Genomic DNA, 21,158 nt, shown 5'->3' with positions numbered 1-21,158 from the left:
TCGTTTGCGCGACCGTCAGGTCGCGGCGAGGCGCGCCTTCTCGGCGGCGATATCGAAGTCCGCCAGCGGCCACTGCGGGTCGATCTCCTCGAGCGCGGCGAGCAGCAGCTCCTGCACGGCAAGGCGGGCGTACCACTTGTGGTCGGCGGGGATGACGTGCCATGGCGCGACCTCGGTCGACGTCCGCTCGATCACGGTCTGGTAGGCCGCCATGTACGCCGGCCACAGCATCCGCTCGTCGACGTCCCCGGGGTTGTACTTCCAATGCTTGTCCGGGCGGTCGAGGCGCTCCATCAGCCGCTCCTTCTGCTCCTCGGGCGAGATGTGCAGCATGACCTTCACGATCCGGGCGCCCGACGCCGCGACGCGCGCCTCGAAGTCGTTGATCGCGCCGTAGCGTCGCTCGATCTCCGCCGGCCCCGCCAGCGAGCGCACCTTCGCGATGAGGACGTCTTCATAGTGCGACCGGTCGAAGACGCCGATGAAGCCGGGCTCCGGCAGCCGGCGCTCGATGCGCCAGAGGAAGTCGTGCGCGCGCTCCTCCTCGCTCGGCGCCTTGAAGGCGGTGAGCGCCACGCCCTGGGGGTCGACGCCGCCGACGACATGACGGACGATCCCGCCCTTGCCTGCGGAGTCCATCGCCTGGAGCACGAGGAGCACCGCATCGGTCGCGACTCCCACACGGCTCGCGGCGAACAGCCGCTCCTGCAGCGCCCCGAGCGCTTCCAGCCCCTCGGCGAGGTCCTTCGCCCCCTGCGCCTTGCCCCCGTCGTATCCCGGGGTGCTCGCGGTGTCGACGCCGTCGAGGCGGAAACCCGCCCCGACCTTCAGGATCTCGGATGCCTCGCCCGTCCAGCCTCGCTTGCTCATGCGCCCATCCTGCCCGAGCACGGGCGCGGAGCACAGCCCCCGCTCAGCGTGCCAGCGGTACCTCGATGAGCTGGCGCCCGCCCACGGGGCGCGTGAGCACCTGATCGAGCGCCGCCCTGGTGGTGACGCGCTGGTACTCCCACCCGTACGCGAGAGCCAGGTGCTCCAGGCGGACGGTGTGCGGCGTGTAAAACGCGCGGTCGAGGTCCGACGCCGACGCGCTGGCCGCGACCTCGAGGGAGTCGAAGATCGTCCCGCCGCCGTCGTTGCCGACGATCACCTGGATGCGGGGTTCGTCCTCATCGGGGGGAAGCAGCAGCGCTCCGACGTCGTGCAGCATCGTGAGATCCCCGAGCACGAGGCGGGTGACCCCCGGCGCGCCGCCCGCCTGGCCGGCGATCGCGATGCCGGTCGCGGTGGCGATGGTTCCATCGATGCCGGCGAGTCCCCGGTTGGCGTGCACGGGCACCTTCTTGCCGCCCAGCACCGCATCGGCGACGCGGACGAGACGCGAGGAGCCGAAGACGAGTCGGTCGTGCGGCCAGGTCGCCCGCCATACGGCATCCACCAGCAGCTCGCGGTCGAGCGGACGTCGGATCGCGGCCAGCTCCCCGCGGACGGCGTCGCGGCGCTCCCCCGCATCCTTGGAGGCGAGCCCCTCGGCATCCGGCGCGGTCTCGCTGAGATCGACCGCCGCGCGCGATGAGGCGGTCAGCCACGCGCCGAGCCACGCGCTGTCGCGCTCGCCCGCCTCCACGGCGAGGGCGGGAACGTCACGGGTACGGCCATTGAGATCGAGCGCCTCTCCCCCTCGACGAACGGCGATCACCTCGACGTCCCCGCGACGCAGGAGCCCGGTCACCTCGCGACTCAGCGTCGGATGCCCGAACACCAGCGCGCGCTCGATGCGACCGCCGAGCTCCGCCATCCGCAGCAGCTCCCGATAGCCGTTCACGATGTTCCTGCCGAAGCGGGCACCGCTGACTATCTCGGCGATGAGCGGCCATCCGCCCTCGTGCGCGAGTTGCTCCGCATCCGAACCGGCATCCGCGCCGGCGATGACGACGGTGCGTGGACCACGAGGCACGACGAGAGGAGCCTCCGACGCGGGGCTCGGCGCGGCACCGCGGACGGCGGGCGCCTGCTCGCCGTCCGCGGCATCCGAGAGCGGCTCGCGATATGGGAGGTTCAGATGCACTGGCCCTCGGATTCCGGCGCGGGCGTCTGCGCTCTCCGCACCCATCGCGACGGCGACCGCGCGGGCTCCGAGGTCCGCCCAGTCGATGGCGTCGCCGGGCTCAGGGGTGGGCGCGTCGACGGACAGCCGAGCCCACGGTTCGAACATGCCGGGTTGCGCCGTGGCCTGATTCGCTCCGACCCCGCGGAGCTCCGGCGGGCGATCGGCGGTGAGCAGGATCAGGGGCACCCCGGCGTGGAAGGCCTCCATGGCTGCGGGGAGCAGGTTGGCGGCCGCCGTACCCGATGTGCAGACGACGACGGCCGGCGCGCCGAGCTCGCGTCCGAGACCGAGCGCCGTGAACCCGGCGACGCGCTCATCGATGCGGACGTGGAGGCGCAGCGCGCCCTGCGCGGCGTATCCGGAGGCGGCGAGCGCGAGCGCCTGCGAGCGCGATCCTGGCGAGAGCACGACGTCCTGGACGCCGTGCTCGATGAGCGCGGCGAGCAGCGTGGCGGCGGCGTCCGTCGCCGGAGATGCGCTCACGAGCGGGGGTCGTCGGTCGTGCCGTCCGTCTCGTCGTCGAGGCGGGCGAGCTCTTCCTCGAGGCGGCGGATGCGGGCATCCTGTTCCGTGGTGCTGATGCTGCGCAGGAACGCGGGGTCGTCGTCGGGGGCGACGGTGCGCGGCGCGTTGCGTCCCCCCGCCCGGAAGCGGCCGATCGTGAACCAGAGGATGCCGCCGATCACGGGGATGAGCACGACGATGAGGATCCAGACGCCCTTGGACACACCGCGATGCCGCGTCGCCGGCTGCACGGCGCAGTCGACGATGCTGAACACCCAGAACGCGACGGCGATGATGCCGGCGATGAACAACAGTCGGAGCACGGTTCCAGTCTAGGTGCGCTGTCTGCGCGGTGGCCGGGAGCGCGTCATCGGGGCTGTCTGCGGACCGGAACGGCCGGGCGGATCGTGTCCACCCGGCCGTTCACTGGTCACCGCGCCTCAGTCGGCGCGAGCGAATCGACGCCGCAGGACGAGCGCCGCTCCGAGCATCAGGAGCGCGCCGGCCCCGATGCCCCAGGGGAGCACGTTCGCACCGCCGGTCGAGGCCAGGGGCGTTCCCGGCGTCTCGACCTCGGCGGTCGAGGGATCAGAGGAGAACGGCTCCCCACCGGGCGTCGTGCCCCCGGCGGTCGCCGTGTTGCTGATCGATCCGGCATCCAGGTCGGCCTGCGTCACGCTGTATGTCGCCGTGCACGTGACCTGCGCTCCCGGCGCCAGCGAGGCGACGCCCTCGGGGCAGTCGATCGCCGACAAGGCGCCCGTACCGCTGAACTCGCCCTCGTCCACGGAGACGTCTTCGAGCGTGACGTTGCCGGTGTTCGTCACGACGAACGAGTACGTGATCGCCTGCCCGACGGTCGAGGCCTCCTCGACACTCGCCGTCTTCACGACGTCCAGGCCGGGCGCCGGGGCGCTCGGAACAGCCACCGCCGACTCCGGCGACACCGGAGCCTCGCCGCTCGGCGGGTTCCCCGTGGCGGTAGCGGTGTTGGTCACCGTTCCCGCATCGACGTCTGCCTGAACCACCGTGTAGGTCGCCGTGCACGTGACCTGATCGCCCGGCGCGAGCACGGAGGCATCCTCCGGGCACAGCACCGCGCTCAGCTCGCCCGCGCCCGAGAACTCGCCCTCCTGGACGGCCACGTCGGTGAGCGTCACGTTGCCCGTGTTGGTCACGAGGAACGAGTAGGTGATCTCCTGTCCGACGGCGATGTCCGCCTGGGCGGCCTCATCGGCCGACTTCACGACCGTGATCGCCGGTGCGGCGGGGATGTCGACGGTGTGCTCGTCCGACGGCGATTCGATCGGCTCACCACTGGGCGGCGTGCCGTTCGCGACGGCGGCGTTCGTGATCGAGCCGGCGTCCACGTCCTCCTGCGTGACCGTGTACGTGGCCTCGCAGGTGACATCGGCACCGGGGGCCAGCGACGCCGCGGCGGCGGCGCAGCTGATCTCGGAGAGTTCTCCGGTGCCGGAGAACTCGCCTTCGAGGATCGCGATGTCCGTCAGGGTGACGTTACCGGTGTTCGTGACGAGGAACGAGTACGTGATCGTCTCGCCCGCCTCCGTGACGGTCTCCACATCGGCGCTCTTGTCGATCGTCATCGCAGGAGCCGGTGGCGCGTCGACCGTGACCTCGTCGGAGGGCGAGACCGGTGGCGTCGTCCCCGGGTTCGGCGGAGTTCCCGTGGCCGTGGCGGCGTTGGTGATCGAGCCGGCGTCGATATCCGCCTGCGTGACGACGTACGTCGCCGTGCACGTGACATCGGCTCCCGGCGCCAGCGAGCCCGCGGCAGCGGGGCACACGATTTCCGACAGCTCGCCGGTGCCCGAGAAATCGCCCTCGGTCACGGAGACGTCGTTGAGCGTGACGTTGCCGGTGTTCTCGATGAGGAACGAGTAGGTGATGACCTCACCCTCCTCGGATACGGTCTCCACGTCGGCGGACTTGTCGATCGTGAGGGCCGGAGCGGGCGTGACGGACGGAATGGTGACCTCGGAAGGCTCCGAGACGGGAGGCTCCCCCTGGGGCGGCGTGCCCGTCGCCGTGGCGCTGTTCGTGATCGACCCGGCGTCGAGATCCTCCTGCGTCACCGTGTACTCGGCGGTGCAGGTGATCGAAGCGGCGGGTGCGAGCTCGGCTGCGCCCTCTGGGCAGACCACGTCGGACAGCTCACCCGATCCCGTGAAGTCGCCCTCCTGCACTTCGACGTCGGCGAGGGCGACGTTTCCGGTATTGGTGACGATGAACGAGTAGGTGATCTCCTGGCCGAGCGTGAACTCCTCCTCGGAGGACGGCGATGCCGACTTCACGACCCGGATCGCGGGCGCCTGCTCGACGAACTCGACGGTGGTGTCGGCCGGCTGGTTGAGCCCTGTGCTCGTGATGTTGTCCGGACCGTTCGTGAACGACCCGGCCTCTGGCGAGGTGACGTTCACCGACACGGTGCACGAGGCCATGCCTGCCGAGAGGTTGCCCGAAGCCGTGATCGTGGTGCCGCCGACCGGTGCGTCGACGATCCCCGCGGGACAGGTGGTCGCTGCCGAGCCGTCCGCGATCGTCAGACCAGTGGGCAGCGCATCCGTGAAGGACCAGCCGTTCTTCGCGGCGAGATCGTCCGTGTTCGTCACCGTCAGCGTGAGCGTGGTCGTCTCTCCGGCGACCAGCGATGCCGGGCTGAAGGACTTGTCGAGCTGAGGTGTGACGTCCAGGATGCGGATGTTGTCGAAGGCGGCGTCGTTGCCGACACCGGATCCGTTCGCGTTCCTCATCCGGATTCCGAGCGTGGCGCCGTCGAAGAGCACGGAACCGTTCGAGGTGTACGTGCCGACGTTGAGCGCACGCGAAGGAAGCGATCCGATGGCCGGTGCGGTGGCCGTCGTCCCCGAGGTGCAGGCGTTGAGCTGTCCTCCGACGTTCGTCTCGGTGCCCTCTTCATCCAGGAATGAGAACTGGTAGATCGGAGCCGATACCTGGCAGTTGACGGCCGCGGTGTCCACGCTGAACGTCAGGAAGCGCCCGGAGGCCGAGGCGAGCGTGATGTTCTCCACCGTCTCGAACTCGATGGCGTTGGCCCCGGGGTTGTTCTCGGTGTAGGCGGCGACGACGTCGTTCGCTCCCGGTGTCGCAGAGCCGCTGTGCACGCCGAGCACGTATGCCAGCTGGCGCAGGTTGGCCGAGTCGCCGGAATTGGCGCAGTTCCCGACCGTCGTGTGCGGGATGTTGAAGTTGACGATGATGCCGTTGCACGCGGTCAACCAGGATGGGGCTGCGGTGTATGTCTGTCCGCCGTCGCCGACGTACGCCGTCAGGAGTTGCGGCGCCGTGCCAGGTCCGTTCTCGAAGTCCTCTTCGAAGACGACGGTGTTGGCCTGCGGCGTGCCCGGCGTGCCCGGCGCGGCTGCGGCGGCGTTCGCAACGCCGATGAGGGATGCGCCGACCAGCGCGATCGCGCCGATTCCGGCAGCGAACGCTCGTCCTACCGACCTCTGTCTCGCGCGCCTGTGCAGGCGCGCTCTCTTGCCCATCATGGACATGCTCTGATTCCTCCCCGGATCAGTCGATGCGCGGACGGACGGCCCACGCCCGTCCAGTCAATCGTCAGGAACGGAGCGGAAGAAGGGAACGGCACGGAATTCACCCCCGCCCCTCACCCTCGTACGGTGAACTGCTCACCCCACAGCCGCTCGGCCAGCACGAGAGCATCCTCTCTGCGCCGTACACCGAGCTTCGCGTAGAGGTTCCGCCGGTGGGTCTTCACCGTGTTGACCGAGACATGCAGTCTTTCTGCGATCTCTGCGGTGGCGGACGACTCCCGCAGCGCACGCAGGACGGCCCACTCCCTCGCCGACAGCCGCGGGATGCTCGTCAGCGCCGGATAGTCGTACCGAGATCGGAACGCCTCCCTCTCGGGGAACAGCTCCGAGAGGATCCTGCCCCGCTCGGGGACGGGAAGCTGATGAAGGGCGTGCGGCGCATCTGCCGCCCGCCACACACCGGCGAACTGCGCGAGCGCGGATGCTTCGACGGGCCGCCCTCTCAGCCGTGCGATCGTCAGCGCAAGGGCGATGCCGCTGGGGCGCTCGGCATCCGCCCGATCGCAGGAGTGCAGGAGCTGCTCGGCACGATCCGTGTCGCCCCGCAGCAGCAGCCCCCGGATCCTGGCCGCCCGCACCGCGAAGACGTCGCTGTCATCATCCAGTGGATCGAGCGCTTCCTCCGCGGCGGCGAGTGCACCCGTCGCCTGGTGCAACCCTGCGAGCTCAGCGCGCAGCAGTTGCCCAGCCAGAAGGGCAGGCGCACTGCTCGAGGCGTGGTCGCGCAGCGCTCGGCGGATGAGCGTGATCCCGTCCCGCGGATTCCGCCACTGCGCGATCGCGCGAGCGCGTGCGAGCACGCCGACCCACCACAGGTCGCTGAGCTCGTCCTCGTGCGCGATCGCGGCGAGTGCAGCCTCCGCCTGCCGGATCGACCCTGAGCAGACGACGATCAACGCCCGGACGAGGAGTTCGATGATGTGCAGCTGCTCCTGCATCGGCGAACGGCATTCATCGACGGGCGCTGCCGGCGCAGGCAATCTCCTGGCCGCCTCCCCGTACTGCTCGTGAAGCGCGTCGATGAGGGCGAGATGAGTGCGCAGATGGCGATCGACGGGATGCGGCACGTCGGCGAGCGCGAACCTGCGCGCAGTGATGAGGCTGTCTGCGGCGGCGGCGAGATCTCCGTCCAGCACATGGACCTGACCGACGCGGAGCAGGAGCGCGGGCAGGACGTCCTCGAACCCGCGGGTGTCGGCGGCGTCGTGGATCAGCTGTCGGATGCGTCCCGCATGCGATACCGCACCGGTGATGTTCCCCACGGCGATCAACCGACGCAGATGCGTGCCTTCGATCCCCAGCAGATCCCTCGTCTGCGGGGCCGACTGGGAGTCGACCCATTGGACGAAAGCGTCGAAGGCGTCGTCATCGACGAGCTGACGAGGACCGGCCGTCGTCGCGATCGCTCTGGTCATGCGATGCCTCGGATACCGCTCGAACCACTCCTCCGGCAGCAGCTCGAAGGCCGCGCGCAATGGAACAGGGTCCGTCAAGAGGTGGCGGTAGAAGGTCGCATCCAGCGCTCGGCCCACCTCGTCCCATCTCTGCGCGCGGATCAGCGGCAGCAGGACGGTTGCGGTCATCGTCGTCGGATTCTCGAGTTTCTGGCGGGGTTTGATGCCAGTATGCCGGAATATCGATGGCCTGGACGCGACGGCGGGAGTCGAACCCGCAACGCTCTCAGGTATGAACCGGAGCCCGGGACCGCCCGGATCGCCGCGATGTGTGCAACGCAGACGACGTTACCCGCCCGCGATGAGGGCGGCCAGCCTCGGCGCCTGGGATAACGCCCGGAGTCTGCGGATGACGTCGCGTGACGCGAGACGAGCGTGCTCACCCGCCGGTCGCCCAGATGAGCGCGCCTAAGCTGGAGGGATGAAGAAGCTGCCGCCCCTGTTCGTCTACTCCGTGCTGCGGCTGCTGGCCTTCCTCGTCCCGCTGGCGATCATGTGGCTGTTCTTCCCGATCCTGCGGGAGTTCTGGTGGCTCACCGCGATCTTCGCAGCGCTCATCGGCACGAGCCTGTCGTTCCTGTTCCTGCGGCGACCGCTCTCAGACGCATCCGGTGTCATCCACGAGCGGCGCGAGGCGCGCGCCGAGGGCCGCGCGTTCGGCACCGCGGCGGATGACGCAGCGGCAGAGGACGCCGCACTCGACGACGCGTCGGCCACCGGCGAGGATGCCGGGACCGCCGAGAGGTGACGCTGCTCCTGCGAGCCGTCAGCCCGTGAAGGCCCAGTACAGGGCGCCTGCGTAGACGAGGGCGGTCAGCGAGGTCAGCCCCAGCGCGATCACCAGCTCGTTCGCCTTGCGGTAGCTCCAGACGATCGCGAGCGCGGGGAGCCCGGCCAGCAGCGCCATGAGCGCGAGCCACGCGATCGGGTACAGCAGGGCGAGCAGCGTCGACATCACGAACGGCACGAGCAGGAACACCGTGTAGAGCACCTGGGTGCCGCGACGCCCGATCAGCACCGAGAGGGTGCGCTTTCCGGCGACACCGTCCTGCTCGATGTCCCTGAGGTTGTTCGCGAGCAGCACGGCGCACGCCAACAGGCCGGCGGCGATGGCTCCCCACCATGCCTCCTGCGGCAGCGCGAGCGCCTGCACCCAGGTCGTGCCGAGGGTGGCGACGAGACCGAAGAACACGAACACGAACACCTCGCCGAGCCCGATGTACCCGTACGGCCGCTTGCCGCCGGTGTAGAACCAGGCGGCGACGATGCACACGGCGCCGACCGCGAGCATCCACCACTGCTGCGTCCGGATGACGATGGCGAGCCCCGCGATCGCCGCCAGCGCGAAGAACGCCAGCGCAACCGTGAGCACGGCGCGGGGCTTCACCCGCCCCGAGGCCGTCAACCGGGCGGGACCGACGCGGTGCGCATCGGTCCCGCGGATGCCGTCGGAGTAGTCGTTGGCGTAGTTGACGCCGATCTGCAGCAGCACGGCCACGGCGAGGCACGCCAGCGCGATCACCCAATGAAAGAGCCCGTCGACGAGCTGCGCCGCTCCCGTGCCGATCACGACGGGGGCGACGGCCAGCGGAAGGGTGCGCAGCCGCGCGGCGCCGATCCAGTCGTGCGCCGTGACCGGCGGTGCCTCGACGACCGGGCGCTTGGCCGGGTTCCCCGTCGTACGGGGGCGCTTCTTGGGGGAGCTCTGCCTCTTGGATGCCACGGGGGAATCTTAGCGGCGGAGCCGATGACGCCCGCGCGGGTGCGTCGCCTGCTCAGGTCTCCGCAGGCACGGCGGGGACGATCGGACGGTGCTCGTAGAACGTCTGCAGCACGACCGTGCTGCGCGTGCTGACGTTCGCGGCGAGACGGATGTCGCGGATGAGCTCCTCCAGCGCGCGCGGCGAGGCGACACGAACGAAGAGCATGTAGCTCGCGGCTCCCGCGATGGAGTGGCAGGCCTCGATCGCGTCGAGATGCTCGAGCAGCTCAGGAGCGTTGTCCGGCTGCGCGGGATCGAGGGGGGTGATCTCGATGAACGCGGACAGCGGCTTGCCCACCTGTTCCGCATCGACCAGCGCACGATAACCGGTGATCACGCCCCGGGATTCGAGCCGCTTGAGGCGCGACTGGACGGCGGAGGTGCCGAGACCGACCGTGTCGGAGAGCTGCGCGAGCGTCACCCTTCCGTCACAGGAGACCTCGGCGATGAGAGCGCGGTCGACAGCATCATCCATAGATGGAATAATACCGTTAGCAGTCGTCTTCTGCCGGAAATTTTCCATCCACGTCGCGATCGGAGGTCCCGATGTCCCTCACCAGCCCCACCACCACGGCCATCATCGGCGAACCGGAAGTCGTCGAGGATGCCCGCGCGGCAGAGGCATCCGCGGCATGGCGGATGCTGAAGGACGCCGCCATCGCGCTGCGGGAGCTGCAGGTGAAGGACGGTTCGGTCCCCACAGCACACGACGCCGCGCGCGTCCACGTCGCCGCGATCGTCGCCGGTATCAAGGCCCTCGCCCCCGCCTTCCCGCACGACGCCGCGTACCTGATGGCATCGATCGCCGACTTCGAGCGCTGGGCAGCGGAGGGCTTCGGTGTGCCGGACTTCCTCGACTCGCTCCAGGCGTTCCAGCCTCAGCAGCACCGGGTGGACGGCATCCGCCATCTCGTCGTCTTCCCGATGTACACCCAGAACGGGTCGCCGGACCGCCTCGTCGAGGCGCTCATCGTCGAGGCGATCTGGCCGGACTTCATCGCGGAGCTCGAGGCTGGCGACTACGGCAACAAGCTCTTCGTTTCTCTCCGGCTCATCGACTTCACCCCCGGCTACGACACGAACTCGGCGGTGCTCTTCCCCGAGACCGTCGCCATGCGCGAGATTCCGGCGTTCACCTGGGGCGCGATCTTCCAAGACCGCGAGGCCGCGCGCTACCGCCGCGTCGTGCGCGCGGCGGCGGAGATCACGAAACTCGACCTGCCCGATCAGGCAGCGCGGATGCTGGACGACCAGGACCTCACGGAGAAGACCTTCGTGATGTGGGACATCATCCACGACCGCACCCACATGCGCGGCGACCTCCCCTTCGATCCCTTCATGATCAAGCAGCGGATGCCCTTCTTCCTCTACTCGCTGGAGGAGCTGCGGTGCGATCTGACGGCGTTCCGCGAGAGCGTGGCCATCCAGCGGCGCCTGACGGCGCAGGACGACCTGTCCGAGGCGGAGCAGGAGATGCTCGAGCACGCCGGGCTCGTGCAGTACGCCGTGATCTTCGACAGGATCTTCCGCTTCGCGATCACGGGTACCCGTGTGCGCAACTACGACGGCCTCGGCGGGCAGCTGCTGTTCGCGTGGCTGCATCAGCGCGGTGTGCTGCACTGGACGGACACGGCGCTCGCCTTCGACTGGGAGCGCGTGCCCGAGGCGGTCATCGCGCTCGGGGCCGCGATCGACGAGCTGTACTGGCGCTCGATCGACCGCCCGAAGACGGCGCATTGGCTGGCTGCCTACGATCTCGTCCGCTCGGTGCTCACTCCGAACCCCGCCTCCGCGTGGGCTCGGGGGCTCCCTGACGACGTGCTCGCCGGCGCACCGAAGGGTTACACCGACGCCGTGCTGGACGACGAGTTCCCGCTGTCGATGTTCTTCGAAGCGTTGGAGAAGAAGATGCGCGACGTGATCGCGTCGACGGCCGGCATCCGCGGCACGGACGAGTGAGATGCGCGCACACTTCGTGACGGGGGCAGCACGATGAGCGTGACCGACCGCGTCATCGTGCTCGCGGGCGCGACCAGCGCTTCCGGCCTTGCGGTCGCCCGCGCCCTGATCGAGGCTGGAGGTCGCGTCGTCGCCACGGGGCGCGATGCCGCACGCCTCGAGCCCCTGGCTGACGCCGGCGCACGCGTCGAGGTCGCCGACGCCGCCTCGCTCACCGAGATGACGCGGCTTGCCGCGTCGCTCGGACCCGTCGACGGTGTGATCCCGCTCGTCGGCGGGTGGCGCGGCGGGGGCGGCCTGGCCGGGCAAACCGACGAGGATCTCGACGCGCTTCTGCCTGCACTGCAGGCCGTCCGTGCGACGAGCCGCGCCTTCGACGACGCGCTGCGTGCGTCGGAGGCGGGGCGCTTCGCGATCGTCTCCTCGACCTCCGCCACCCGACCGCTGGCCGGCGGAGCGAACTACGCGGCGGTGAAGGCGGCGAGCGAGGCCTGGGCCCGCGCCGTCGCTCAGGGCTACGCGAAGGCTGCCAGGGAAGCCGGTGAGGCGTTGCGGACCGCGTCCGTGATCCTGCGCGCGAAGCAGCTCGATCCTGACGTTCTCGCCGGGGCGGTCCTCTCACTGTGGTCGGAGGACGCCGCGAGCCTGAACGATCGCGTCATCGATCTCTGACGCGCTGATCGGGGGCGAGACCTCAGCCTGCTCACTCTCCCCCGCCTCGAACTCTTAAGCGGGGTCCTCAGCCGCGGTGCTCGGGGATCTCCGGCGGAAGCCCCCGCAGCGGCGGAGGTGCATCGGGGAGGTGCGTGTCACCGGATGCTTCGGCGTCGTCCGAACCCGGCTGCTGGGTGGGAGCCTGCTCGTACAACAGGGTGAGCTGACGATACGAGCGGGTGAGGAAGGCCAGCCCCGCGGCGACGACCATGATGAGCCCGGCGAAGAGGCAGACGAGCGCGATGCCCCTGGCCTCGCCCTCGCCGAGCAGCCAGCCCCAGGTGCGCTGACCGTCGGACGAGTCCATGTACGGGATGATGAGGAACTCCGCGAGCGGGGCGATGAGGAAGGCCGTGACCGGTGCCGCAGCCGCCTCCATCGCGGCCGCGACGCCGAATACGCGCCCCTGCCGTTCGTAGGGCACGACCTTCTGGATGACGGTCTGCTCGGCGGCTTCCACCGGAGGGACCAGGGCCATGTACGCCCACATGCCGAGGGCGTACAGCCACCACCATTCGCGCAGCATGAACACCGCACCCAGCAGCCCCATCGCGATCACGACGAGGAGCATGGTGCGCACGGGACGCTTGCCCAGCCCGAACTTCGCGACCAGCCCACCGCCGATGAGGAACCCGGTCGAGGCGAAGGCGAGCACGAAGCCCCACACCTGCACGGAGAAGAGGGTCAGACCGTACGGATCCATGAGCGCCATGTAGACGCCGCCGATGAGGTTGTTGAACGTCGAGAAGATGATGAGCGCGAACAGCCCTGGCGCGAGCCGGATCGCCGCCACGCTGCCGCGGAAGTCGAGGGCGCTGGGCGCATCGGGATCGGCCCGGGGCTGCTCCTCCGGTATGCGCACGAACAGGAGATGCAGGAAGGTCGCCCCCATCGCCACGATCGCGATGAGGAGCGTCCCGCCCATGCCGAGGAAGCCGATGGACAGCCCGGAGAACACGCTGGTGACCAGGAAGGCGATGCCCTGCACGGTGCCGACCAGGCCGTTCGCCCGATCGCGCTTGTCCTCCTCGACGAGCAACGTGACCGTCGTCGACAGCGCGATGTTGCGCAGCTGCTCGATCACGCCGCCGAAAAGGATGATGCCGGAGAACAGCCAGAACCACGGGCCGGAGAGGTTCAGCAGCTCGGTCTCGGGCTGCCAGAGGTAGAGGATGCCTGCGACGAGGAAAGCCGCCGCGGAGATCACGCTGGAGAGCACCATCACCGCGTGCTTCCGATGCCGGTCGACGATGGTGCCGAACACCATCGCGAACAGCGCGACGAGCAGCATGTACGCGCCGCCGATGATGCCGGTGGCCAGCACGGACTGCGTCTCGATGTACACCCAGAACGTGAGCGCGAACCAGAGGAAGCTCGTCGTCACATTGGCGACGAGCGTGTTGATGAGCACGTTCGTGAACGCCTGCTTCGCCACCGCCTTGTCCATGCATCCGAGGGTAGCGAGGGGCACGGACATCCGACATAGGCTTGTCTGGTGAGCACCCTTCATGACCCCGCGATCCGCGGATTCGCGTCGGACAACTACTCCGGCATCCACCCCGAGGTCCTCGCCGCGATCGCGGCGGCGAACCAGGGCCATCAGATCGCGTACGGCGAGGACGCGTACACCGAGCGCCTGCAGGAGGTCTTCCGCGCGCACTTCGGCGATGGTGTCCAGGCCTTCCCCGTGTTCAACGGCACCGGCGCCAACGTCACCGGCCTGCAGTCGATGCTGCCCCGCTGGGGCGCGGTGATCTCGGCATCCACCGCGCACATCAACGTGGACGAGGGCGGCGCTCCCGAGCGCATCGGGGGCTTCAAGCTGCTCACCGTTCCGACCGAGGACGGCAAGCTCACCCCCGAGCTGGTCGACCGCGAGGCCTGGGGCTGGGGCGATGAGCACCGCGCACAGCCGCTGGTCGTCTCGATCACCCAGTCCACCGAGCTCGGCACGCTCTATACGGCAGACGAGATCCGCGCGCTCGCCGACCACGCCCACGAGCGCGGCATGCGGCTGCACCTCGACGGCGCGCGCATCGCGAACGCCGCGGCCGCCCTCGATGCCCCGCTGGCCTCCTTCACGCGGGATGCCGGCGTCGACGTGCTCAGCTTCGGCGGAACGAAGAACGGCGCGATGCTCGGCGAGGCGATCGTCGTCCTGAACCCCGAGGCGTCGGCCGGGCTCACCTACTCGCGCAAGTTCAACATGCAGCTCGCCTCGAAGATGCGCTTCGTCTCGGCGCAGCTCATCGCCCTGCTCGAGGGCGATCTGTGGCTGCGCAACGCCACCCACTCGAACGCGATGGCCACGCGGCTGCGCACGGGCGTCGAGGCGGGGCTCGCCGACGGATCGATCCAGGGCGTGGAGTTCACCCAGCCCACCCAGGCCAACGGCGTCTTCGCGACGCTGCCGGAGGGCGTCGCCGATCGGCTGCGCTCCCGGTTCCGCTTCTACGACTGGGATGCCGCGCGCCGCGAGGTGCGCTGGATGTGCAGCTTCGACACCTCCGAGGACGATGTGGATGCCTTCATCGGCGAGCTGTCGCGGTTGACCACCGACTGAAGGGCCGGCAGGAGCTTCAGCGGCCGAGGGCGGCGAGGACCTCGGTGAGGGCGTCGGCGTCGCCGACGTTGCCCGGCACCACGACGTAGAGACGCGGGTCGCCCTCGGCGGAGACGAGATCCCACACCGAGACGCCGGGGAGCACCTGCCCGCGGACCTCGGCGCTCGAGGCCCCGACGCCCGTGCGCGCGAGCTCGGCGGAGGTGATGCCGCCCTTCGCGATGACGGCCTCGACCTCGGGGACGAGCGCGCGCACGGCGACGGTGAGAGCGGTCATCACGAGCTCGCCGTGCCGGAGGGTGTTGTGCTCCGCCCTGCGGTGGCGCTCGGTCGTGATGATCGCGAGACCACCGACGGCCAGCTGCGCTCGTCCGCGTTCGGCGGCGGCGAGGCCTGCGGCGACCGGGTCGGCGAAGGCGTCGTCGGTCGGGATGACGATCGCCGGACCGTGCGCGGCGGTCACGGCATCCAGCTGCGCCGTCGCCCCGGCGGTGTGCGATCCGCAGGCGAGCAGCGTCGGGACGGGCGCAGGCACGAGCGGACGCGTCAGCAAGCCGTCGCTCTGCACGCCGGCGAGCGCGGCGGCCAGCGGCGCCGCGCTGCGGACCACGACGGATCGACCTGCACGGCGCGCCACGGAGATCGCATCGGCGACGAGTCGGATGTCGTCGTTCGTCACGGCATCCGGCAGGACGACGGCGCCCGCCGGAGCGCTCGCGATGACCGGGGCCGCACGACCGGCGCGGAGGACGGCGAGGTCGATCCGGGCCGTCGGCCGGCCGGATTTCTCCGCGACGTAGTCCGTCAGCACGCCTGTGCTGAACGGGAAGACGGGGTCCTGCGCGTACTCGGTCTCGTGCGCGGGATGATTCTCGCCGTCGATGCGGACGAGGTGCACCCCGTCGACGGTCGTGCGTCCGCCGTCGGGGAAGGCGGGGCTGAAGACGATGACGGCGTCCTCGTCGAGGAACTGCTCGGTCTCGGCGAAGACGTGGCCACGAAGGGTCGAGTCGCCGCGGAGCACGAACTGGACCTCCTCACCGAGCGCTGCGGCGGCGCGGAGCGAGGCCTCGCGCACATCGGAGACGAGGGCGACGGCTGCCGCCTCGTCGACGGCGCGCGAGTTCGTCTGCACGTACACGCTGTCCGCACGCTCGAGGGCGCGGCGGATGAGCTCCGCGTCGTACTCCAGGAGCACGGAGACACCGCTCGCCGACTGCGTGCCGGTGGGGTCGTCATCCAGGACGACGGTCTTCATGATGCAGCCCCTTGCCGGTAGGTCTCGATGACGCTGGAGTCGTCCCGTATCCGCAATCCTGCTGCCTCCGCGCGCAGATAGCGCTCGCGCGCCGCCGCCAGCAGCGGAAGCTCGATGTCCGCCTCGTCCGCGGCATCCGCGACGAGGCCGGTGTCCTTGACGAAGATCCCGATCTGGCTGCGCACCTCGGCCGCCTCGCCCTCCAGCATCCGCGGACCGCGGTCGCCGAGCATGAAGGAGGCAGCCGCTCCCCCGCCGACGACGTCCAGCACGAACGCGGGATCGAGGCCGAGGCGTTCCGCGAGCGCGAGAGCCTCCGCCGCCGCGACGATGTGCACGGCGCAGAGGTGCTGGTTGACGACCTTGACGGACTGCCCGTCCCCCACGGCATCCCCGACGACCCGGGGCGAGCCCATCGCGTCGAGGAGGTCCTGCACGGCCGCGATGTCGCCGGGTTCACCGGAGACGAAGATCGACAGGTCGCCGGACTCCGCCCTGGCGATGCCACCCGACACCGGAGCGTCGACGACCGTGCCGCCGAGTTCGGCGATCCGCACGGCGGCCGCGCGGACGGCCTCCGGTCCGATGGTGGACATCACGATCCAGCGCGCACCGCGCCCCGTCTCGCGGGCGGCATCGAGGACGTCGTCCAGCTGGTCCGCGGTGGCGACCATGACGACGATCGCGTCCACCTCGCCGATCTCCGCGATCGAGGGCACGGTGCGGATGCCGGCATCCGCCGCCCGCGTCCTGCCCTGCTCCGCTGGCTCGACGCCGATGACGTCGACGCCGGAGCGGGCGATGCTCCTCGCCATCGGCAGTCCGATGGCTCCGAGCCCGACGAATGCGATCCTCTTCGTCATGATCTGCCTCCTTGAAGACGGGACGGGGCGCGCGGCCGGAGCAGGCCGCGCGCCCCGCCTGCGGTCAGTGACCCGGCGTGCTCTCCACGAGCAGCGCATCGGCCTTGGCGCTGAAGAACCGCGTGGCCCACATCATCACGGCCGCGAGGAATGCGAACACGCCCAGCGAGACGACACCCCAGGCGCCGCTCTCCGTCGGGATCGACTCGTTCACGCCCGTGCGCATGATCGGGGCGACGAAGCCGCCCAGGTTGCCCAGCGAGTTGATGAGGCCGATACCGGCGGCTGCCGCCGCCCCTGTGAGGAACGAGGTCGGGAACGACCAGGTGATCGGGCCGGTGGAGAGGAAGGCCGCGACGGCGATGGTGATGGCGGCGATGCCGAGCAGCCCCTGGCCGTTGGCACCTGCCCACGCCGAGACGAGGATCGCGATACCCGTGATGACGAAGAACAGCGTGCCCCAGCTGCGGCGGCGCTGCACCGTGGTGGCGTGCTTGCCGACGTAGTAGCAGGCGAAGAGGCCGACGGCCCACGGGATGGCCGAGACGAGACCGACCTCCCAGCCCACGGACTTGCCGATCAGGCTGGCGACCTGCTGCGGCAGGTAGAACGTCGTGCCGTAGACCGCGATCTGCAGGCAGAAGTAGATGACCGTGAAGTACCAGACCTTCCAGCTGATCAGGGCGGCACCGATGCCACGGGGTCCGTCGGCCTCCTTCACGCCGTCCTCGTGCTCCATGACGGCCTTCATCGCGGCCTTCTCGTCGTCGGTGAGGAACTTCGCCTTCTGGGGTGAGTCGACGAGGAAGAACAGCGCGGCGATACCGGCGACGACGGCCATCATGCCCTCGACGAAGAACATCACCTGCCACCCGGCCCACGGGGTGACCTGCTCGCCGAAGCTGATGAGGCCGCCGGACAGCGGAGCGCCGAGCATCTGCGAGAACGGCTGCGCGAGGTAGAACAGCGCGAACATCTGCACGCGGCGCTTGTTCGGGAACCACTGCGCGAGGAACATGATCACACCGGGGAACAGACCCGCCTCGGTGACGCCGAGCAGGAACCGCAGGATGATGAACATCGTCTCGCCGTTCACGAAGGCGAACAGCGATGCGACGATGCCCCAGGTGATGGCGATGCGCGCCAGCCAGAAACGCGCGCCGAACTTGTCCAGCAGCAGGTTCGAGGGGATCTCGAACAGCGCGTAGCCGATGAAGAAGATGCCGGCGCCGAGCGCGTAGGCACCGGCGGTGATGCCGCGGTCGACCTCGAGCGCTGCTTCGGCGAAGCCGACGTTCGTGCGGTCGAGGAAGGCGACGAAGTACAGGATGATGAGCATCGGCATGAGGCGGAAGGTCGCCTTGCGGATGCCGCTCGCGAGGTGCGGGCTGGACAGCAGGTTCTGCGCGACGGTCACGTTGGCGCGCGTGGTCTCGCCGTGTTCGGATGCGGACACGAGGACTCTCCTTTGAGTGAGGGGTGGGTGTGGGGTGGGATGCCGGTCAGCTTCCCAGCGCGGGGATGATCATGACGAGGCCGACGGCCACGCAGATCACCCCCAGCGCGAGGAACGCGATCCGGCCCTTGGTCCAGGGACGGGACATGGTGCTCCGATCGTTCGGGTCAGTGCATGTAGAGGCCGCCGTCGACGTTCAGGGTCTGCCCCGTCACGAATCCGGCATCCTCGCTGATGAGGTAGGCGACCGCGGCGGCGATGTCCGTCGGGGTGCCGATGCGCGACAGCACGCCGTCGGCGGCCATCGCGGTCTTGCGCTCGTCGGTCAGTGTGCCGCCCATGATGTCCGTGTCGATCGGACCGGGCGAGATGACGTTGGCGGTCACGCCGACCGGCCCGAGCTCACGGGCGATCGAGCGCATGAGGCCGATCACGCCGGCCTTGGAGGCCGAGTACGGCGTCTTGGAGAAGGTGCCGCCGCCGCGCTGTGCGGAGACGGAGGAGATGCCGACCAGGCGTCCGACGCCGTTCTCGGCGAGCGTGCGCGCGACGCGCTGGGTGACCCAGTGCACGCCCTCGAGGTTGATGGAGTTGACCCGGTGCCATTCCTCGGGGGTGACCTCGAGGTAGGGCACGGGCGAGGAGACACCGGCGAAGTTCACCAGGGCGACCACCTGCGGCAGCGCGGCCTCCAGCGCGTCCACTGCGGCGACGGCCTGCTCGCGGTCGGCGACGTTCGCTCCGGCACCGACGGCCTTCACGCCGTGCTGCGCGGCGACCTCGGCAGCCGTGGCCGCTGCGGCCTCGCCGTCGACGTCGATGATGCCGACGTTCCAGCCGCGCTCGGCCAGGTAGAAGGCGGTGGTGCGGCCGATGCCGCGGGGGCTCGCAGCTCCCGTCAGGATGACGGTGCGCTCTGCGGGGAAGGATGTGGCCATGTCGGTCGTCCTCAGCTCTGTGCGGGGTGGATGGGGGCGGGACCGAGCTCGTCGATGAGCTTCTTCATCGCGACGTAGGCCTTGTTGCGGTAGGCGATGAGCTCGGGCGTGCGGTCTGCGGGCACGTCGAGGAATCCGGCGCCGGTCTTGGTTCCGAACTTGCCCTGGTCGATGAGGGCCTGCAGCGCCTTCGGCGTGGCGAAGCGCTCGGGGAACTCGGTCTGCAGCGAGGCGTAGCAGAACGCGTAGACGTCGAGCCCCGCCATGTCGGCGATGGCGAACGGCCCGAAGAACGGCAGGCGGAACCCGAAGGTGGTGCGCACGATCGTGTCGATGTCCTCCGCCGTCGCGACCCCCTCCTCGACGAGCTGGGTCGCCTCGTGGAACAGTGCGTACTGCAGTCGGTTGAGGACGAAGCCGGTGGCGTCCTTGACGCGGGCGGTCTCCTTGCCGGTGGCGGCGACGATCTCCTCGACGACCGGCAGGACGCCGGCATCCGTTCCCGCGTGCGGGATCAGCTCGACACCGGGGATGAACGGGGCGGGGTTGGAGAAGTGGACGCCGAGGAAGCGCTCCGGGTTCACCACCGCCTCGGCCAGCTTGCCGATGAGGATGGTGGAGGTGTTGCTGCCGATGATCGCGTCGGGGGCAGCGGCCTCGGAGATCCGGCGCAGCGTGGCGTGCTTGATCTCGATCTTCTCCGGCACGGCCTCCTCGATGAACGTGGCACCGGCGACGGCATCCTCGATCGTCGCGGCGGTGAGACGCTCGGCGATGATCGTCGGCGCGTCGGCGGGGAAGAGCCCGTCGGCGGCGAACTGCTCTGCCTCAGCGATCAGGCGGTCGCGGTTGCCGCGGGCGATGTCGATGTCGACGTCGGCGATGCGCACGTCGGCGCCCGAGAGGGCGAGCGACTGGGCGATGCCGCCGCCCATGTAGCCGCTGCCGATGACCGCGTAGACGGGACGGGTGGTTTCAGTCATGTCGATCGTTCCTTCGTGCTCAGTCGGCGTCGGGGAGGAGGGTGCGCAGGTAGTCGCGGTTGCTGGCGCAGACGCCGAGGCTGTCGCCGCCGTACTGCTCCATGAGGAAGGGCCCGGAGAAGCCCAGCTCGATGGCACGGGCCACCATGTCGCGGTAGTTGATGAGGCCCAGCTCCATGCTGGTGGGCACCGAGGTCTGCCAGGTGCCGTCGGCGTTCTCGTCGCGCGTGTAGTTCTTCACGTGCCAGTAGTTGGCGTACGGAAGGGTCTTCTCGTGCATCTCGCGCCAGTTCTCGATGCGGCGCGGCAGGCGGATGAGGTTTCCGATGTCGGGGTTCAGGCCGACGTTGTCGAGCCCGATCTCCTCGATGAGGCGCACCGCGCTGTCCGCGGTGCCGAGGTAGGTGTCCTCGTACATCTCCAGCGACATCGGCAGGCCGACGGATGCCGCGTGCTCGCCGAGCTCGCGCAGACGCTTCACGGCGAGCGCGCGCGTCTCGGCGTCGTCTGGGTCGACGGGGCCCTGGGCGGTCCAGAACCACAGCGCCTTGCGCTGCGCCTCGGTGAACGGCTGGTGCAGCCCTGTGGAGAAGACGCGCATGCCGAGCTCTGCGGCGGCGTCGATCGCGCGGTGCGCGTAGGCGAGGTTCTGCTCACCCTTGCCCGGCTCGATGACACTCTGGCGCTGCACGTGCACGGAGATGATGTCGACGCCGTGCGAGGCGGCGATGGCCTTGAGCTCGCCGCGTCGCTCGTCGGTCAGCTCGGACGGACGGATGTGGCTGTCCGCGATCTCGACGGCGGTGAAGCCGAGGCGCTCGATCGTGCGGAACACGCCGTCCCAGGTCTCGCTCGGGGCATCGTGCAGACGGGTGCCGTCTGCGGCGACAGGAGCGAAGCCGTGCATGCAGACGGCGATGGGCCAGTTCTCACTGATGAGGGGGTGCGACGTTGCGGTCATGACGACTCCGTTGACGTGGTTTCTGACGGATGCT

Annotated in this window: 18 protein-coding genes and 1 tRNA gene; 4 read left to right on the top strand and 15 right to left on the bottom strand. The window is 69.6% G+C overall.

The genetic code is table 11. From position 1 onward, the window contains the following. Positions 1-15: 15 nt before the first annotated feature. The 6 genes from ACWGJP_RS08880 to ACWGJP_RS08855 form a co-directional block, all read right to left on the bottom strand. On the bottom strand, positions 16-870 hold the full coding sequence (locus tag ACWGJP_RS08880) for a PPK2 family polyphosphate kinase (protein WP_452329395.1): 855 nt from the start codon (positions 868-870) through the stop codon (positions 16-18). 43 nt (positions 871-913) lie between these two features. Continuing rightward, positions 914-2,593 (bottom strand): 2-succinyl-5-enolpyruvyl-6-hydroxy-3-cyclohexene-1-carboxylic-acid synthase, encoded by a 1,680-nt coding sequence (gene menD / locus ACWGJP_RS08875; protein ID WP_452329394.1) that lies wholly within the window; start codon positions 2,591-2,593, stop codon positions 914-916. After that, positions 2,590-2,937, bottom strand: coding sequence for a PLD nuclease N-terminal domain-containing protein (locus ACWGJP_RS08870; RefSeq protein WP_452329393.1), 348 nt, complete (start codon positions 2,935-2,937; stop codon positions 2,590-2,592). The genes menD and ACWGJP_RS08870 overlap by 4 nt, the downstream gene beginning before the upstream one ends. 117 nt (positions 2,938-3,054) lie before the next feature. Beyond that, a complete protein-coding gene (locus tag ACWGJP_RS08865) occupies positions 3,055-6,147 on the bottom strand; it encodes a DUF7507 domain-containing protein (protein ID WP_452329392.1) in 3,093 nt (1,030 codons plus the stop codon). A 119-nt stretch (positions 6,148-6,266) separates the two neighbouring features. Continuing rightward, positions 6,267-7,796 carry a response regulator transcription factor gene (locus ACWGJP_RS08860; RefSeq protein ID WP_452329391.1) on the bottom strand — a complete coding sequence of 510 codons (1,530 nt, stop codon included), beginning with the start codon at positions 7,794-7,796 and terminating at the stop codon, positions 6,267-6,269. Between the two features lie 62 nt (positions 7,797-7,858). Further along, a tRNA-Met gene (locus ACWGJP_RS08855) sits at positions 7,859-7,934 on the bottom strand. A gap of 154 nt (positions 7,935-8,088) precedes the next feature. Here ACWGJP_RS08855 and ACWGJP_RS08850 point away from each other — a divergent pair. Next, on the top strand, positions 8,089-8,415 hold the full coding sequence (locus ACWGJP_RS08850; RefSeq protein WP_452329390.1) for a DUF4229 domain-containing protein: 327 nt from the start codon (positions 8,089-8,091) through the stop codon (positions 8,413-8,415). Between the two features lie 18 nt (positions 8,416-8,433). Here the strand turns inward: ACWGJP_RS08850 and ACWGJP_RS08845 are convergent, their stop codons facing one another. Next, positions 8,434-9,390: a 1,4-dihydroxy-2-naphthoate polyprenyltransferase gene (locus ACWGJP_RS08845; RefSeq protein ID WP_452329389.1), complete on the bottom strand. Its 957-nt coding sequence runs from the start codon at positions 9,388-9,390 to the stop codon at positions 8,434-8,436. A 52-nt stretch (positions 9,391-9,442) separates the two neighbouring features. Continuing rightward, positions 9,443-9,904: an Lrp/AsnC family transcriptional regulator gene (locus ACWGJP_RS08840; protein WP_452329388.1), complete on the bottom strand. Its 462-nt coding sequence runs from the start codon at positions 9,902-9,904 to the stop codon at positions 9,443-9,445. A 71-nt stretch (positions 9,905-9,975) separates the two neighbouring features. On the opposite strand from ACWGJP_RS08840, the gene ACWGJP_RS08835 reads away from it, so the two are divergent. Both ACWGJP_RS08835 and ACWGJP_RS08830 read left to right on the top strand, forming a co-directional pair. Next, a complete protein-coding gene (locus ACWGJP_RS08835) occupies positions 9,976-11,388 on the top strand; it encodes a DUF6421 family protein (protein WP_452329387.1) in 1,413 nt (470 codons plus the stop codon). Between the two features lie 33 nt (positions 11,389-11,421). Next, positions 11,422-12,060, top strand: a complete 639-nt coding sequence (locus ACWGJP_RS08830; RefSeq protein WP_452329386.1) for an SDR family NAD(P)-dependent oxidoreductase — start codon at positions 11,422-11,424, stop codon at positions 12,058-12,060. Positions 12,061-12,127: 67 nt separating this feature from the next. Here the strand turns inward: ACWGJP_RS08830 and ACWGJP_RS08825 are convergent, their stop codons facing one another. Continuing rightward, positions 12,128-13,579, bottom strand: coding sequence for an MFS transporter (locus ACWGJP_RS08825; protein ID WP_452329385.1), 1,452 nt, complete (start codon positions 13,577-13,579; stop codon positions 12,128-12,130). A gap of 18 nt (positions 13,580-13,597) precedes the next feature. Between ACWGJP_RS08825 and ACWGJP_RS08820 the strand changes: the two genes are divergently transcribed. After that, positions 13,598-14,665: a threonine aldolase family protein gene (locus ACWGJP_RS08820; protein ID WP_452329384.1), complete on the top strand. Its 1,068-nt coding sequence runs from the start codon at positions 13,598-13,600 to the stop codon at positions 14,663-14,665. Between the two features lie 16 nt (positions 14,666-14,681). Here the strand turns inward: ACWGJP_RS08820 and ACWGJP_RS08815 are convergent, their stop codons facing one another. The 6 genes from ACWGJP_RS08815 to ACWGJP_RS08790 all read right to left on the bottom strand — a co-directional run bounded on the left by ACWGJP_RS08815 (position 14,682) and on the right by ACWGJP_RS08790 (position 21,124). Further along, positions 14,682-15,923: a four-carbon acid sugar kinase family protein gene (locus ACWGJP_RS08815; RefSeq protein ID WP_452329383.1), complete on the bottom strand. Its 1,242-nt coding sequence runs from the start codon at positions 15,921-15,923 to the stop codon at positions 14,682-14,684. Next, positions 15,920-16,885 carry an NAD(P)-dependent oxidoreductase gene (locus ACWGJP_RS08810; RefSeq protein ID WP_452329382.1) on the bottom strand — a complete coding sequence of 322 codons (966 nt, stop codon included), beginning with the start codon at positions 16,883-16,885 and terminating at the stop codon, positions 15,920-15,922. Before ACWGJP_RS08810 ends, ACWGJP_RS08815 begins: the two co-directional genes overlap by 4 nt. Beyond that, positions 16,851-18,242, bottom strand: a complete 1,392-nt coding sequence (locus tag ACWGJP_RS08805; RefSeq protein ID WP_452329381.1) for an MFS transporter — start codon at positions 18,240-18,242, stop codon at positions 16,851-16,853. Before ACWGJP_RS08805 ends, ACWGJP_RS08810 begins: the two co-directional genes overlap by 35 nt. A gap of 167 nt (positions 18,243-18,409) precedes the next feature. Then, on the bottom strand, positions 18,410-19,180 hold the full coding sequence (locus tag ACWGJP_RS08800; RefSeq protein ID WP_452329380.1) for an SDR family NAD(P)-dependent oxidoreductase: 771 nt from the start codon (positions 19,178-19,180) through the stop codon (positions 18,410-18,412). Between the two features lie 11 nt (positions 19,181-19,191). After that, positions 19,192-20,163: a 3-hydroxyacyl-CoA dehydrogenase family protein gene (locus ACWGJP_RS08795; RefSeq protein WP_452329379.1), complete on the bottom strand. Its 972-nt coding sequence runs from the start codon at positions 20,161-20,163 to the stop codon at positions 19,192-19,194. Between the two features lie 19 nt (positions 20,164-20,182). Further along, complete coding sequence (locus tag ACWGJP_RS08790) at positions 20,183-21,124, bottom strand: sugar phosphate isomerase/epimerase family protein (protein ID WP_452329378.1); 942 nt, start codon at positions 21,122-21,124, stop codon at positions 20,183-20,185. Positions 21,125-21,158: the final 34 nt, after the last annotated feature.

The organism is Microbacterium sp. NPDC055903 (assembly GCF_053615555.1).
The sequence above is the reverse complement of the archived record's forward strand: the minus strand, read 5'-3'. Positions and strand labels throughout refer to the sequence as shown.

Coding starts and splice junctions, on each gene's coding strand:
- ACWGJP_RS08880 (WP_452329395.1), bottom strand. CDS start 870: ATGAGCAAGCGAGGCTGGACGGGCGAGGCATCCGAGATCCTGAAGGTC.
- ACWGJP_RS08865 (WP_452329392.1), bottom strand. CDS start 6,147: ATGATGGGCAAGAGAGCGCGCCTGCACAGGCGCGCGAGACAGAGGTCG.
- ACWGJP_RS08860 (WP_452329391.1), bottom strand. CDS start 7,796: ATGACCGCAACCGTCCTGCTGCCGCTGATCCGCGCGCAGAGATGGGAC.
- ACWGJP_RS08850 (WP_452329390.1), top strand. CDS start 8,089: ATGAAGAAGCTGCCGCCCCTGTTCGTCTACTCCGTGCTGCGGCTGCTG.
- ACWGJP_RS08840 (WP_452329388.1), bottom strand. CDS start 9,904: ATGGATGATGCTGTCGACCGCGCTCTCATCGCCGAGGTCTCCTGTGAC.
- ACWGJP_RS08835 (WP_452329387.1), top strand. CDS start 9,976: ATGTCCCTCACCAGCCCCACCACCACGGCCATCATCGGCGAACCGGAA.
- ACWGJP_RS08830 (WP_452329386.1), top strand. CDS start 11,422: ATGAGCGTGACCGACCGCGTCATCGTGCTCGCGGGCGCGACCAGCGCT.
- ACWGJP_RS08825 (WP_452329385.1), bottom strand. CDS start 13,579: ATGTCCGTGCCCCTCGCTACCCTCGGATGCATGGACAAGGCGGTGGCG.
- ACWGJP_RS08815 (WP_452329383.1), bottom strand. CDS start 15,923: ATGAAGACCGTCGTCCTGGATGACGACCCCACCGGCACGCAGTCGGCG.
- ACWGJP_RS08810 (WP_452329382.1), bottom strand. CDS start 16,885: ATGCGCTGCTCGTGGAGAGCACGCCGGGTCACTGACCGCAGGCGGGGC.
- ACWGJP_RS08800 (WP_452329380.1), bottom strand. CDS start 19,180: ATGGCCACATCCTTCCCCGCAGAGCGCACCGTCATCCTGACGGGAGCT.
- ACWGJP_RS08795 (WP_452329379.1), bottom strand. CDS start 20,163: ATGACTGAAACCACCCGTCCCGTCTACGCGGTCATCGGCAGCGGCTAC.
- ACWGJP_RS08790 (WP_452329378.1), bottom strand. CDS start 21,124: ATGACCGCAACGTCGCACCCCCTCATCAGTGAGAACTGGCCCATCGCC.